Origin of the sequence: Bradyrhizobium sp. ORS 111 (assembly GCF_045571485.1) — a bacterium.
Taxonomy (GTDB): domain Bacteria; phylum Pseudomonadota; class Alphaproteobacteria; order Rhizobiales; family Xanthobacteraceae; genus Bradyrhizobium.
Genome location: NZ_CP120701.1, coordinates 282,685 through 297,100 on the forward strand (window position 1 = coordinate 282,685; position 14,416 = coordinate 297,100).

Consider the following 14,416-nt stretch of genomic DNA (forward strand, 5'->3'; position numbering starts at 1 on the left):
CCCCGTCATCCCCGCGCAAAGGCTTCGCCTTTGTCGCTGGAGGTGCGAGCTCTCGCGAGCCTCGAAGGATGTACGGCCCGGCTTGTGGCCGAATTCATCTTTCGAGGCTCGCTCCGCTCGCGCCTCAGGATGACGGGTCTGGTATGAGCCGCGTTGCCGGCATCGCTGAAGGTAGATCGGACGAACAATCTTCACGCCCTACAGCGGCAGTTCCGGCTCACGGCGGGCATTGCGCCGCGCGTTGGTGGCGGAAGCCGAAGTCGAGGAGCGCACGAAGCTCCAGCGCACCGTTGACGCCTGCCGGGCATCCTGCCGGATCACGATCTGGGAGGTGCGGCGCGGGCCGTCATTGCCGGCCAGGAACACGCTGTCCTCGAGATCGACCTTGTCGTCGAAGGCCTCGAAGGTCCAGACATCGCGATTGGGCAGCACCAGCATCACGCCGCGCGCGTCCGACAAGCGGCTGGCCTTCACCGACGGATGCAGATGGAAGCGCAGCGCAAAGTCGGCCTCGCTGCCCTTGATGCGGCCGCCCTGTGCCGGCGCCACGGAATCCTCGCCTTCGAGGCGTGTGCCATCATGAGCCAGGATCAGCAGGCGGCGATGGATCACGCCGAAGCGGGACCGATAACCGTCATGCGACGTGGTCAGCATGTCGCCTTCGGTGATGGTCTCGCGGAAGTTCTCGATATGGCTCGGGCCGCTGGTGATCGGCGCGCCGCGCAGCAAGCGCTTCATCGCCGACAACTCGACGAATTGGCATGACGAGGTCTCGCGATAGGTCAGTGTCGAATGTGCTGCGGTGGAGCGCGCGAACGGTCGCCAATTCTCGCGCCCGGTGGACGGCATGCCGCAATTGACGACGATGCGGCTCGGACCGGACGAGAATTCGAAGGACAGGCAGCCGGCATGTGCGTCCTGGCTGACGCTGGGTGGCGGCGGCGGGCCGGTGTCGACGATCACGGTCGCCGTGCCGGCATCGATCCGCTGGAAGCCGGAATGCGGCATGCTCGACATCGGCACGCCGCGCGTGTCGTCATAGGCGAGCAGTGTCGCGACGAGATCGGACGGCGCGGTGCTCATGCCGTTGAACAGCGCGAAGCTGCCGTCGCCGTGCCGGAAGAAGCGCAGCATCGGCATCATGCGGTCGATCGCATTGAGTAGCGCCGGCGGCGGCGCGATGTTCCGCGCGGCAAAGGTCTGCCGCAGCGGCAGCAGATCGCTGAGCAACTCGACCAGTGCGCCGGGATTGCGCGAGATGTGGCCGCCATCGGGGAGGATCTGGCGCTGCAACTCCTCCGACAGCTTGCGCGAGGTCGCCTTGATGTTGCGCGCCTGGTTGGCGAGGCAGAGCGAGGCATAGCACAGCGCGATCAGCACCTGCAGCCGCGGCACGCCGTCATTGTCGAGCGCGGAGTAGCGCAGATAGCGAATCTCGCGCGCCAGCCCGCGCAGATATTTGCGGTAAAACTTGCCGTCGCTGTCGCCAAGCACCAATGGGGCCTGCGACAGCAGCGAGATCACGCGGCGCGCGCGCACATCGGCGCGGCTCTCCAGCGGCCGCTTGCGCGCCTGGTTGGAGATCCAGTCGTCGACCAGCGAGCGGGCATTGGCGCGGGTCAGCGCGGTGTCGGCCGCGCGCAGATGGCGCAGCCAGCCGAAGCCGAGCAACGCGGCTTCCCAATCTTCCGATGGCGGCTCGAGATCGAAGATCGACCGTCCGTGGCAGGTGACGATCTTGCCGGCGAAGACGAAGCGGCCGGCGTAGATTTCCGCAGCGCGGGTGGCGTCCGCCGTGCGGAGATCGTGCGGGGCAATCATCAGCCGGTCGGTGCGGCCGGGCCACAGCCGCGACAGCGCGACGGTTCCACCGCTGACGCGTGCGACCATGCTGCGGGCGAAGCGGCCAGCAATCAGCGTCGAGATGCGTCTGCTTTGAGCGACCGACACGCCTAACCTTGTGGAAGGGGGATCTTGAACGAATCCTTTATTAATCCGGAAACGCGCTCAAGACACCCTCTTGAAACCGCGCGAATCACCCGGAGCCTAGACGACACAGGTTTAAAATCAGGACTTAACCAGCCTGGCCGCGTAAAATCCATCCAGCCCGCCCAGTCGTGCGTCGGCATGGGGCAAATGACAGGGCAGTGTGCGCAAATCGCCGTCGGCGGTGATGATTTCGTCGAGGTCCGCGACCTCGCCCCTCTCGACCGGTGCACGCCGTAAGCCCGATTCGCCCGCCAGCAGCGCGGCAATCGCCTGTTCGCCCTCCTCGGGCTCCAGGGAGCAGGTGCAGTACACCAGCGTACCGCCAGGCTTCAGCAGTCCGACGGCTTTTTGCAGCAGCCGTTTCTGCAGTCCCGACAGCGTGGCGATGTCGGCCTCTTGCCGCAGCCAGGCGACGTCGGGATGGCGGCGAATCGTTCCGGTCGAGGTGCAGGGCGCATCGACCAGGATGCCGTCGAAGCTTTCGGCCTGCGCCGGCCATTCGACCGTGTCGCTGACGACGTTCTCCGCCTGCAGCGCGAGACGCGTGAGGTTGTCGCGCAGCCGTGCCATCCGCGCCGGCGACCGGTCGACTGCGGTGACGCGCGCGCCGGCAAAGGCGAGCTGGGCGGTCTTGCCGCCCGGCGCGGCGCAGAGGTCGGCGATCGCCTTGTCCTTGATGTCGCCGAACAGGCGCGCCGGCAACGCGGCCGCTGCATCCTGCACCCACCATTGGCCTTCCGCGAAACCCGGCAGCATGGTCACGGAACCCTGCAGCAGGGTGCGCACGGTTCCCGTCGGCAGCGTCTCGCCATGCAGGCGGCTTGCCCATTGTGGCGCGTCCGACTTCACCGTGAGATCGAGCGACGGTTCATGGCTTAGTGCGAGCGCCATGTCGCGCGCGGTCGATTCGCCATAATGCGCGATCCAGCGCGTCAGCATCCATTGCGGCAGATCGAGCGTCTGCATCTTGATCTCGTCGATCAGGCCCTGGCCCTCGCGCGCGCAACGGCGCAGCACGGCGTTGACAAGCCCGGCATATTTCGCCGCGCGCCGGTCCGACTGAACAAGGCGCACCGAGAGATCGACCGCGGCATGATCGGGCACGTCCATCCAGAGGATCTGCGCGGCGCCGATCAGGAGCGCGCTTTGCGCGCGCGGCGCATCGGTCGGGATGCCGCGGTCGAGCAGGCGTGACAGCAGATGGCCGAGCGTGCCGAGACGGCGCAGGATGGTCGACACCAGCCGCCGCATCAGCGCGCGGTCGCGGTCGGCGAGCGATTTCAGGCCGGGATGCGCGCCCGTGCCGTCGAGCTGGTCGTCGAGCGTGCGATGCTTGTGCAGCACGCCGTCGAGAATGTCGGCCGCGATTCGTCGTGCCGCGAGACCGGGTACTTCGGAAGGAACTGCAAATCTTGAAGGAGGCATGAAGCGGAGATATCTCGAAAGGTGCTGAGTTACATTCGGCTCATGCCTATGAACTGGAAAACCTCTCTGGCACGCGAATATGCCAAATGTAAGAATCGCTCCGAGATATCTTGTGATCGTCATGCCGTCGCTGCGCCGACGGGAGGATGCGCAATGCGCAGCCGGAAAGTCTTGCCATGTCTGATAATTCTTCACCGCCGCGCGAAGCGGTGCCGCGCAAGCCGCTGACGCCGGCCGCGCAGCGCGCGCTCGCCGAGGCCGAGGCGCGGCGCAAGGCCGCCGAGCAGACCGCAGCCACGCGGCCGAAGGAGTTCCAGGGGCCGAAGGGTCCGGAACCAACACGTTACGGCGACTGGGAAACCAAGGGCATCGCCTCCGATTTCTGACATCCTTGCCGGACAGGCCGACTCAGGCCTAGTCAGGGGAATATGTCCCCATATGAGAGAATAAATGCTCATCGTGCGCCGGGACGCCCGCCCTTTGGCCGGTCGCGCTGGGGCCGGCGCTTCTCGGCGGCGCTGCCATGGGTGTTCGTTCTCGGCATGGCGGCCGGCTCCATGTTGCCGATCCGCCGATGGGTGCACGTGCCGCTGCCGCATTGGTCCGACAGCCGGCCTCGAGATAGCGATGCGATCTGGCGACGCGCCGGCGCACCGGATGCCCGGCATCCCGCCGACGTCATCAGGACGATCGACGGCGACACCTTCGCGGCACGGGTGCATGTATCGCCCGGTCTCGACCTGACCACGCATGTCCGCCTGCGCGGCATCGATGCGCCGGAGCTGAAGGCGTCCTGTCCGCAAGAGCTGCAGATGGCGGAGGCGGCGACTTCAGCGCTGCGCGAACTGCTCCGTCAGGGCGATGTCGTGATCTACAATGTCGGTCCCGACAAGTATCAGGGACGTGTCGTCGCCGACGTCGCGACAAGAAAGACCGACGACGTTTCGGCTGCATTGCTCGCGGGCGGCTACGCGCGAGCCTACAATGGCGGGCATCGCGGCGGCTGGTGCGCCAACGCCATCCGTTGACGCGAGATGGTCTTCCGCAGCGCTCTCTCCTGATATCGCAATAAACAACAGCCGCGCGGATGCGCGGCCTTTGTCTCGCCGGCTCCGATCGATATCAGCGCGTGACGACGACGGTCGTGCCGACCGAGACGCGCTGATAGAGGTCGGTGATGTCGGAATTGAGCATGCGGATGCAGCCATAGGACACGAAGCCGCCGACCGAGCCCGGCACGTTGGTGCCGTGAATCGCATATTCGCCGCCGGCAAGCGTCATCGCAGCAACGCCCATCGGATTCTGCGGCGAGCCGCCCGGGATCACGTTCGGGATGCTCGGCTTGTCGCGCTTCAGTTCGGCGGGCGGCGACCAGGCCGGGTTGCGATACTTGCCGTCGATCTGGGTGGTGCCGGCCCACTGCTTGCCGGACTTGCCGACGCCGACCGGGTAACGCATCGCGTGGCCGGAATCGAGGATGAGATAGAGCCGCCGCTCGGCCGTCTTCACCACGATGGTGCCCGGCGAATAGTTCTCGGCGCGCATGCCGACCATTTCAGGTCGCGCTTCGGCGGCTGACGACATCAAGGCGCCCGCCCCGATGGTGGTGGCCAACGCCACCGCAATCTTCAACGACATCACCTTCTCCACTGCCCAACAAGCCCCTCGCGGGGCCTCAAAACCAGCAGCAGGGCCCAACAGCGGGGCCTGCCGGTCTCACATACGCAATGTTAGCCGCGTGGCTTAACCGGATGGTTGCCGCGCGAGTCGCAAGACACGTCATAGTGGCAAAAGGAAAGGAAATGTTCGGATCAAAGTAAATGACCTGGAAACAACACTCCGCCGCAAATCCGCGTCGGGGGCGCCGGGTCTCTGACAATTGCGTGAAACCGCCGACCGCCACGAAGCGGAAGGGCCGCGGCGATGATCGCGCGCGGCCCTGCACTCTTTGTTTTCGATGTTGGCGGCGTCAGCCTAGATTGTTGTTTGACGCGTTTTCTTCACGCGAACCGGTGTCCACTTCGCTCGAAAACGCTCTATGCCGGCGCGCCCTTCTTGTTCTGGCGGTTCTTGACGAGATCGTCGACCACGGCCGGGTCGGCGAGCGTCGAGGTGTCGCCGAGGCTCGACGACTCGTCCTCCGCGATCTTGCGGAGGATGCGGCGCATGATCTTGCCCGAGCGCGTCTTCGGTAGTCCGGGCGCGAATTGGATCAGGTCGGGGGAGGCAATCGGGCCGATGTCCTTGCGGACCCAGGCCACCAGCTCCTTGCGCAGCGCCTCGGTCGGCTCGGTGCCTTTCATCAAGGTGACGTAGGCGTAGATGCCTTGGCCCTTGATGTCGTGAGGATAGCCGACGACCGCGGCTTCGGACACAGCCTCATGCGCGACCAGCGAGCTTTCGACCTCGGCGGTGCCCATGCGGTGGCCGGAAACGTTGATCACATCATCGACGCGGCCGGTGATCCAGTAGTAGCCGTCGGCGTCGCGGCGGCAGCCGTCGCCGGTGAAGTACTTGCCCTTGTAGGTCGAGAAGTAAGTCTGCTCGAAGCGGGCGTGATCGCCATACACCGTGCGCATTTGGCCGGGCCAGGAGCGCGTCAGGCAGAGGTTGCCCGACGTCTCGCCCTCCAGCGTCTTGCCGTCGGCATCGACGATCTCGGGCACCACGCCGAAGAACGGCCGCGTCGCCGATCCCGGCTTCAATTTGGTCGCGCCGGGCAGCGGCGTGATCAGGATGCCGCCGGTCTCGGTCTGCCACCAGGTGTCGACGATCGGGCAGCGGTCGTCGCCAACCACGCGATGATACCATTCCCAAGCTTCCGGATTGATCGGCTCGCCGACCGAGCCGAGCAACCGCAGCGACTTGCGTGACGTCTTCTTCACCGGCTCGTCGCCGCCCTGCATCAGCGCGCGGATCGCGGTCGGCGCGGTGTAGAAGATGTTGACCTTGTGCTTGTCGACGACGTTCCAGAAGCGGGAGTTGTCGGGGTAGTTCGGTACGCCCTCGAACATCAGCGTGGTCGCGCCGTTGGCGAGCGGCCCGTAGAGGATGTAGCTGTGGCCGGTGACCCAGCCGACGTCGGCGGTGCACCAGTAGATGTCGCCATCGTGATAGTCGAAGACGTATTGATGCGTCATCGCCGCGAACACGAGATAGCCGGCGGAGGTGTGCAGCACGCCCTTCGGCGTTCCGGTCGAGCCCGACGTGTACAGGATGAACAACGGGTCCTCCGCATTCATCGGCTCGCACGGGCATTCCGCGGTGACCATCTTGGCGGCGTCGTGGTACCAGAGGTCGCGCGTCGGGTTCATGTCGACGGCGCCGCCGGTGCGCTTCACCACCACGACCCAGTCGACGCCGCCGGTCTTGGCGATGGCCGCATCGACATTGGCCTTCAGCGGCACCTTCCTGCCGCCGCGCAAACCTTCATCGGCGGTGATGATCACCTTCGAATCGCAGTCCTTGATGCGCTGGGCGAGGCTGTCGGGCGAGAAGCCGCCGAACACCACCGAATGGATCGCGCCGATCCGCGCGCAGGCCAGCATGGCATAGGCCGCTTCCGGAATCATCGGCAGGTAGATCGTGACACGGTCGCCCTTCTTGACGTTCCGCGTGCGCAGGATGTTGGCCATCTTGCAGACTTCGTCGTGAAGCTGGCGGTAGGTGATGTGCTTCGACTCGGAGGGATCGTCGCCCTCCCAGATGATCGCGGTCTGGTCGCCGCGCTTCTCCAGATGACGGTCGATGCAGTTCCAGGCGACGTTCAGCTCGCCGTCCTCGAACCATTTGATCGAGATGTTGCCGGGCGCAAAGGAGACGTTCTCGACCTTGGTGAACGGCTTGATCCAGTCGATCCGCTTGCCGTGCTCGGCCCAGAAGCCGCTGGGGTCCGATACCGATCGCGCGTACATCTCGCGATATTTGGCATCATCGATATAAGCGCGCTTGGCCCAGTCAGCCGGCACGTCATAAATCTTCTCGGACATCATTTCCTCCACTCATTGCCGATCGCAAACGACGCGGTGGCAAGCCGTCTTGATCACTGCCGGGATTATGCGTGGCCGCGTTCCGGCCGGGCAAGGAAAAAGGACTGTCACCTTTGTCGCGCAGCAGCCACTAGGCGCGTCCTTCCGGCATTTGCATGTGCTAAGACGGCTTTACCGCAATCTATCGACGAGAGAAACCTATGCTCCATCGCGTGGCCCGGGTCACTGCTCTCTTGGTCGTAGTGATGTCGCTGGCCGCACCGCTTGCGCGCGCCCAGACGGCAGCACCGGCGCCGACACCGGAGGCGCTCGCCGTCGCAAGGGAATTGGTGACAACGATCCACCTGATGGATCAGTTCAAGGCGCTGATGCCGGCCATCATGAAGAGCATGAAGCCCGCGATCGTCCAGGGCCGCAGCGACGTCGACCATGACTACGATACCCTGACGCCGATCTTGCTCGCCGGCTTCCAGGCGCGGTTCAACGAATTGTCGGAAGCCGTCGCCATCGTCTATGCCAGCAACTTCACGCCGGACGATCTGCGCGGCCTGATTGCCTTCTACAAAACCCCGGTGGGCCAGACATTCCTGCGGAAGTCACCCATCGTGACGCAGCAATCGCTGCTGGCCGGCCAGAAGTTCGGCCAGTCCGTGGCTGCGGACATGCGGCAACGGATCATCGAGGAACTGCGCAAGAAGGGGCACGACCTCTGACCTGATTTCCGCGCGCTATCGTCCCCGGCGCGCCGTTGTGGTCGGTGGAACCCGCCGTCAATTTCGCGTGTCGCGGCAGGCTGACATCAACGTTATCGGGCGAATGGCACCTATGAAAGGTAATTAGAGACCGTTTTGGGTGATTCGCGACTCGCAATATGGGCCAGGACCCCCTAAATCGCATCCCCGTGGCCACACGGCCCGACCGGAACGAAGCTAGAAAAACGGCATTACCGGGAGCGCAGGCAGAAGAAGGTGTCTTGAACAGATGGCGGATCAGCAGAACATCGCGGCTGTGCGGCCCGTTTCCGCCGATCCTGCTGTCGCCCTGGCGAAGGCACTGGGCCAATGGCCGCCCAAACCACAGGCAAAGCTGTCGCCGCGGGCAAAGCTGCCATCGCCGAAGATCAAGTTCGACGCGCCCGCCGCCATCCGCACCACGGTCGAAGAGCTCGCGCGCGATCTGGGCCTCAGGCTCGGTGACCAGAACGAGCTGACCATCCGCCGCATCAAGCGCGGAAACGGCTATTCATTCATTCGCGCCAACGGCACCCGCATCCGCGATGCCCGCACCATCCGCCGGCTGCATGCGATGGCGGTGCCGCCGGCCTATCGCCACGTGCGCTATTCCAGCGATCCAAGCTCGCATCTACAGGCGGTCGGCCGCGATGCCGCCGGCCGGCTGCAATATCGCTATCATGCCGATTGGGAAAAGGTCCGCGAGCAGCGCAAGGCGCATCGGCTCGCCAAGCTGGTTGCGGCGCTGCCGAAGATCCGGCGCAAGGTCTCGGCGTTTCTGTCCGGCGACGAACCGACGCGCGAATTCGCGCTGTCGGCGGTGATCGAGCTGATCGCGCGCACCGCGATCCGGCCCGGCAATGAATCCTATGCCCGTCTCAACGGCACCCGGGGCGCCACCACCCTGCTGAAGTCCAACGTCACGCTGGAGGACGATTCCCTGGTGCTGACCTTCAAGGCCAAGGGCGGCAAGGCGGTGCGCAAGGAATGCGATGCGGCCAAGCTGGTGCGCGCGGTCGGCATTTTGCGCACGGTGCCGGGCAAGCGCATGTTCCAGTATTACGACCGCTCCGGCGTCGTGCGCGCGGCGTCGACCACGGCGGTGAACGCATTCCTGCGCGAAATCGCCGGCATCAAGATTTCGCTGAAGGACTTCCGCACGCTGATGGCGTCTGCGGTCGTCGTGGAATCGCTGTCGCGGATCACGCCGGCCACCAGCCAGCGCGGCCGCAAGCGCCAGGTGCTGGAAGCGATCCGCGCCGCGGCCGATCAGCTCTCCAACACGCCGGCGATCTGCCGCCGCAGCTACGTCCACGACACCATCGTCACCGCATTCGAAGATGGCATTCTCGAGCGCTTCGCCGCGACGATGGGCGGCTACCGCACCCAGTCCAAGCGCGAGCAGTTGCTGGCCCAGGTCGTGATGGCGGCGGGGGCGTAGGCTCAGCATAATCCATCGTCGTCCCGGCGAAGGCCGGGACCCATTACCCCGAATCTTGATTGCTGAGACAATCTGGAGCTACAGCGTGCTGCAATAACGCAGCCCTGTGGTTATGGGTCCCGGCCTTCGCCGGGACGACGAAAGAGGCTGGAACGCTACAGCCCACCCATCTTGCAGACGTACTTCCATTCCTCTGACGTCACCGGCTGCACCGAAAGCCGCGAATATTTCACCAGCGCCATATCGGCGAGCTTCTTGTCGGCCTTGATCGCAGCCATCGTCACCGGCGTCTTCAACGGCTTGTCGGCCTTGATGTCGACGCAGACGAACTTGCCGGTCTTGTCGGTCGGGTCGGGATAGGCCTCCTTGATGACCTCGGCGATGCCGACGATCTCCTTGCCCTCGTTGGAGTGATAGAAGAACGCCTTGTCGCCCTTCTTCATGTTGACGAGATTTTGCCGCGCCGTGAAGTTGCGCACGCCGGTCCAGGCTTCGCCCTTCGCACCCTTGGCCACCTGCTGGTCCCACGACCAGGCCGAAGGTTCGGATTTCACCAGCCAGTACGCCATTGTCATTCCTCCGCCTTGAACGGCCGCGTCAGCAAGCCCTCGATCGCCGCATCGATCGTCAGCGTGTTGCTCAGGATCGCCGCGACGGCTTTTGATACCGGCATATCGACATTTTGCGAAGCGGCGAGTTCGATCAGCACCGGCGCGGTGAATGCGCCTTCGGCGAGTTTGCCTACGGGAGGAGCTTCGCCGCGGCCGAGCGCGCGGCCGAGCGCGAAATTGCGCGATTGCGCGGTCGAGCAGCTCAGCAGCAGGTCGCCCAATCCCGACAGGCCGGCAAGCGTCTCGGTACGCGCGCCGCAGGCGCGGCCGAGACGAGCGAGCTCGCTGAAGCCGCGCGTGGTCAGCGCGGCGAGCGCGGAGGCGCCGAGCTCGCGCCCGACCACGATGCCGGCCGCGATCGCCAGCACGTTCTTCGCCGCGCCGCCGATCTCGACGCCGCGCACGTCGGTCGTGTGGTAGGGCCGGAATGTCGCCGAGCCGAGCGCCTGCACCAGGCGACTTGCCAGCGTCTCATCCCTCGCCGCTAGCGTCACCGCGGTCGGCAGTCCGCGCGCGACGTCGTCGGCAAAGCTCGGTCCCGACAGGATGGCGGGCACCGCCTGAGGTGCGGCTTCCGCGATCACTTCGGTCATGAATTTGTGAGTGCCGTGCTCGATGCCCTTGGCGCAGGCGATCACCGGTGTGCCGGGTTTCAGATGTGGCGCAAGATGACTGACGGCCGCACGCAGATGCTGCGCCGGGGTCACGGCCAGGATGACGTCGGCGCGCGCTGCAGCCGCGATATCGGACGTCACGGCGATCGCTGGACCGAGCCGGAGGCCGGCGAGCCGCGGATTGATCCGCGTCGTCTCAATCTGCGCTGCGTGCCCGGCATTGCGTGCGTAGAGCGTGACGCTGCGTCCGGCGCGCGCCGCGACATCGGCCAACGCCGTGCCCCAGGCGCCGGCCCCGATCACGCTGACTGAGCTGTGTGCCGGCATTGGAAGCCTCGGCTCAATAGGCGGCGCGGCTGTTGGCGTAGCCGGCGGGCGCCTTCGCATTGGCGTCGAGCAGCCAGCGGGCGCGGGGCGGCGCCTCCATCGTATCGGTCAGTCCGATCGCCATCCGCTCGGCGCCGGCCCAGGCGATCATGGCGCCGTTGTCGGTGCAGAGCGCCGGCGGCGGAATGATCAATGTGGTCTGCGCGCGGGCCGCGACATCCTGCAATGCGTCGCGGATGGCATGATTGGCGGCGACGCCGCCGGCCGCGACCAATGCCCGCGGCGTGCCGAACCGCTCTTGAAAGATTTTCAAGCCGACGCTCAGCCGGTCTGCGGTGGATTCCAGCACCGCGGCCTGGAAGCTGGCGCAGAGATCGCTGATGTCCTGCGGCTCCAGCGGCGTCAGCCGGCTGGCTTCGTTGCGCACCGCCGTCTTCAGCCCCGACAGCGAGAAGTTCGCGTCGGGCCGTCCGAGCATCGGGCGCGGGAACGCGAAGCGCCTGGGATCGCCGCCTTCGGCCGCGCGCTCGACCTGCGGCCCGCCGGGATAGGGCAGCGACAGCATTTTCGCCACTTTGTCGAAAGCCTCGCCCATGGCGTCGTCGACGGTGGTGCCGAGCCGCACATATTCGCCGACGCCGACCACGGCGACGATCTGGGTGTGCCCGCCCGAGGCAAGGAACAAGCAATAGGGAAACGCCAGCGCGCAGGTCAGCCGCGGCGTCAGCGCATGCGCCTCGAGATGATTCACCGCGATCAGCGGTGTATCGTGCACCATCGCGATCGCCTTCGCGGTGGTCAGCCCGACGATCACGCCGCCGATCAGGCCGGGCCCGGCCGCGGCCGCGACCGCCGACAGTTGCGGGTAGCCGACGCCGGCCTGCTTCATCGCGCTGTCGACGATGCCGTCGAGCAAATCGACATGGGCGCGCGCGGCGATTTCCGGAACCACGCCGCCGAAGCGGGCGTGCTCCTCGGTCTGCGAGCGCACGACGTTGGACAGGATCCGCCCCGAGCCGTCGGCCTGGCGCGCGACCACGGCGGCTGCGGTCTCATCGCAGGTGGTCTCTATACCCAACACCAGCATCGGTCGATCGTTACTCAATTGCGGCCCTTGTGCTACGAGCATGATCCGGAAAAGCCGGAACCGGTGCTCCGACCAAATCCTGCTCAATCAAAAGAGAAATGTCCCTTCCGGGGTAGCATTGCGAGGTCTTGAAGTGCAATCGCTGGTGAATGCCCATTTCGCGCGGCTGGAGCGCTGAGCCGTGGCCGTTCTCGTCACGCGCCCGCATCCCGACAACGAGGCGACGCTCGCCAGCCTGCGGGCGCGTGGCTTCGACGCGCTGGCGGCGCCGATGCTGCGCTTCGAACCGTTGCCGTTTCATGACGACGACGAGATGCATTATGACGCAGTCATCCTGACCAGCGCCAATGCACTGCGCGCCATCGATCTCACAGGTAGCCGGCTGTTGCGGCTGCCGCTGTTCGCGGTCGGAGCCCACACCGCCGATGCCGCGCGCGCCGCCGGCTTCGGTGAGGTGCTGGTGGCAAAGGGCGATGCCATTGCGCTGCGCGATCTCGTGCTGGCGCGCGTCGATGCCGGAGACTTGGCGAAGGCCGCGAGGCTGCTCTATCTCGCCGGCGCCGACCTTTCGCGCGATCTCGCCGGCGAGCTCGGCAAGAAGGGATTGACCGTCGTCACCCGCACCACCTACCGGATGGTGCCGGTCGCAAGCTTTCCGGACGAAGTCAGTGAGGCGTTCCTGGCCGGCCGGATCAAGGCAGTGCTGCACTATTCGCGCCGCAGTGCGCTGGCCTTCCTGGACGCGGTTCGCGCGCGCGGGCTCGAAATCTCGGCCTTGGCGCTGCCGCAATGCTGCATCTCGGCCGCCGTCGCTTCTGTGCTCCGCGACGCCGGCGCCACCCAGGTGGCGGTGGCGGCGCGGCCGGATGAGAGCGCGCTGCTGGACGCGCTGGACCGCCTCTTGCGGCCCTGACCCCGTCTAATTCTTTCGTCTGGTCATGACGTTAGCCATTTCCCAGTTTTTCGGATCGTGCTCTGAGAACGCCGGCCGATTCTGCTAGAATGGGCCGTCATTCGTTTTGAGGACCCTGCGATGGCTGAAGAGAGGCCCGAGGATACCGCACCGTCGCCGGATTCCGCCCGGCCCAAGCGCGCGCCGCCGACCATTGAACTCGAGGCGACCGAGGTCTCCAGTGCGGCGCCGAAGGCGGAGCAGCCCGAGCCATCTGCTGATGCGGCCGCGCCCGAAGCCGCTGCGGAGCGCGAGCAGCCGCGTCCCGAGACCGCTTCGGAAGCGCCGCCATCCGAGCCGTCGCGGCCGGTTTCGCCCTGGGTGATCGCGCCGGTCTCCGGCGCGGTGGCCGCCGCGCTGGTGATCGCGGTCGGCTGGCTGCTCGGCTGGCCACAGGTGCAGCCCGCGCCGCAGCTCAACGCCGCGGCGATCGACGATCTCGGTGCGCGCCTCGCCGGGCTGGAGGCCAAAGTCGGCCGGCCGCCGGCCGATCCGCGCCTGGACGCGCTGGATAAATCGATCGCCTCCTTGCGTAGCGATCTCGCCGCCACGCGCGCGCAGTCCGACAAGCTGGCGGCCGCCGGCACCAAGGCCCAGCCCGACCTGTCGGCGATCAGCGCGCGCATCGACCGGATCGAGGGCGCGGTGAAGGCGCAGACCGCCGAGATCGCCAAACAGGACAGCAAGATCGCCGACACCCGGGCCGAGGCGAAGCCGGCCGACGACACGCCGTTGCGCCGGCTCGTCGCCGCATCTCTGCTCGACGTCGCGGTCCGCCATGGCGATCCTTTCGTCACTTCGCTTGCGGCCGCGAAGGCGCTCGCCGACGATCCGGATGCCCTGAAGCCGCTCGACGCCTTTGCGGCATCCGGAGTCCCCAACGCGAACAAGCTCTGCCGAGAACTGATCGAAATCGTCCCGAAGCTCGCGCCGCCGCCGCAGGATGCGACGACGGGTGCGGGGCTGGTGGATCGCCTGCAGGCCGGAGCCTCCAAGCTGATCCACATCGAGCGGACCGACGGCACCGGCACCGGCACGGATCGCGGCAGCATCGTCGCGCGGATGACCTCGGCCGCCGTGCACAACGATCTGGCACGGGCCGAACATGAATTGAGGTCGCTGCCGCCGGCCGATCGCACTGCGGCGCAAGCCTGGATCGAGCGGGTGGACGCGCGGCGCGCCGCGCTCGACGCATCGCGAAAGTTCGCCGACAACGCGATGGCGGCGCTCGCCTCGGTCAATCAATAGGC

General features: G+C 66.1%; 13 protein-coding genes. 6 read left to right on the forward strand and 7 right to left on the reverse strand.

Translation table 11 applies throughout. The features are described from left to right. Positions 1 to 198: 198 nt before the first annotated feature. Positions 199 to 1,890 carry a heparinase II/III family protein gene (locus tag P6U30_RS01330; RefSeq protein WP_407170654.1) on the reverse strand — a complete coding sequence of 564 codons (1,692 nt, stop codon included), beginning with the start codon at positions 1,888 to 1,890 and terminating at the stop codon, positions 199 to 201. A gap of 177 nt (positions 1,891 to 2,067) precedes the next feature. Then, on the reverse strand, positions 2,068 to 3,414 hold the full coding sequence (locus P6U30_RS01335; protein WP_407167771.1) for an RsmB/NOP family class I SAM-dependent RNA methyltransferase: 1,347 nt from the start codon (positions 3,412 to 3,414) through the stop codon (positions 2,068 to 2,070). Between the two features lie 176 nt (positions 3,415 to 3,590). Between P6U30_RS01335 and P6U30_RS01340 the strand changes: the two genes are divergently transcribed. Together P6U30_RS01340 and P6U30_RS01345 are read left to right on the forward strand one after the other, a co-directional pair. Then, positions 3,591 to 3,800 (forward strand): DUF1674 domain-containing protein, encoded by a 210-nt coding sequence (locus tag P6U30_RS01340; RefSeq protein ID WP_407167772.1) that lies wholly within the window; start codon positions 3,591 to 3,593, stop codon positions 3,798 to 3,800. Between the two features lie 42 nt (positions 3,801 to 3,842). After that, positions 3,843 to 4,442 carry a thermonuclease family protein gene (locus tag P6U30_RS01345; protein WP_407167773.1) on the forward strand — a complete coding sequence of 200 codons (600 nt, stop codon included), beginning with the start codon at positions 3,843 to 3,845 and terminating at the stop codon, positions 4,440 to 4,442. Between the two features lie 94 nt (positions 4,443 to 4,536). On the opposite strand, the gene P6U30_RS01350 is transcribed toward P6U30_RS01345, so the two are convergent. Beyond that, positions 4,537 to 5,052 (reverse strand): L,D-transpeptidase, encoded by a 516-nt coding sequence (locus P6U30_RS01350; RefSeq protein WP_407167774.1) that lies wholly within the window; start codon positions 5,050 to 5,052, stop codon positions 4,537 to 4,539. 398 nt (positions 5,053 to 5,450) lie between these two features. Beyond that, the gene (gene acs / locus P6U30_RS01355) at positions 5,451 to 7,403 is read right to left on the reverse strand and encodes an acetate--CoA ligase (RefSeq protein WP_407167775.1); all 1,953 of its coding nucleotides are present in this window, start codon (positions 7,401 to 7,403) and stop codon (positions 5,451 to 5,453) included. A 200-nt stretch (positions 7,404 to 7,603) separates the two neighbouring features. Here acs and P6U30_RS01360 point away from each other — a divergent pair, with 200 nt between their 5' ends. Beyond that, positions 7,604 to 8,116: a DUF2059 domain-containing protein gene (locus tag P6U30_RS01360; RefSeq protein ID WP_407167776.1), complete on the forward strand. Its 513-nt coding sequence runs from the start codon at positions 7,604 to 7,606 to the stop codon at positions 8,114 to 8,116. A gap of 268 nt (positions 8,117 to 8,384) precedes the next feature. Then, on the forward strand, positions 8,385 to 9,575 hold the full coding sequence (locus P6U30_RS01365) for a DNA topoisomerase IB (RefSeq protein WP_407167777.1): 1,191 nt from the start codon (positions 8,385 to 8,387) through the stop codon (positions 9,573 to 9,575). 155 nt (positions 9,576 to 9,730) lie between these two features. Here P6U30_RS01365 and P6U30_RS01370 read toward each other — a convergent pair whose 3' ends face one another. From P6U30_RS01370 to tsaD, 3 genes are read right to left on the reverse strand one after another with little or no spacing between them, the layout of a single operon-like run. Beyond that, positions 9,731 to 10,144, reverse strand: a complete 414-nt coding sequence (locus tag P6U30_RS01370) for an EVE domain-containing protein (protein ID WP_407167778.1) — start codon at positions 10,142 to 10,144, stop codon at positions 9,731 to 9,733. Positions 10,145 to 10,146: 2 nt separating this feature from the next. Then, positions 10,147 to 11,127, reverse strand: a complete 981-nt coding sequence (locus P6U30_RS01375; protein WP_407167779.1) for an NAD(P)H-dependent glycerol-3-phosphate dehydrogenase — start codon at positions 11,125 to 11,127, stop codon at positions 10,147 to 10,149. A 13-nt stretch (positions 11,128 to 11,140) separates the two neighbouring features. Continuing rightward, entirely contained in the window at positions 11,141 to 12,214 is a 1,074-nt protein-coding gene (tsaD, locus tag P6U30_RS01380) for a tRNA (adenosine(37)-N6)-threonylcarbamoyltransferase complex transferase subunit TsaD (RefSeq protein ID WP_407170655.1), read from the reverse strand. Between the two features lie 181 nt (positions 12,215 to 12,395). Between tsaD and P6U30_RS01385 the strand changes: the two genes are divergently transcribed. Together P6U30_RS01385 and P6U30_RS01390 are read left to right on the forward strand one after the other, a co-directional pair. Beyond that, positions 12,396 to 13,127, forward strand: coding sequence for a uroporphyrinogen-III synthase (locus P6U30_RS01385; RefSeq protein WP_407167780.1), 732 nt, complete (start codon positions 12,396 to 12,398; stop codon positions 13,125 to 13,127). Positions 13,128 to 13,247: 120 nt separating this feature from the next. Beyond that, positions 13,248 to 14,414: a COG4223 family protein gene (locus P6U30_RS01390; RefSeq protein ID WP_407167781.1), complete on the forward strand. Its 1,167-nt coding sequence runs from the start codon at positions 13,248 to 13,250 to the stop codon at positions 14,412 to 14,414. The last annotated feature ends 2 nt before the right edge of the window (positions 14,415 to 14,416 follow it).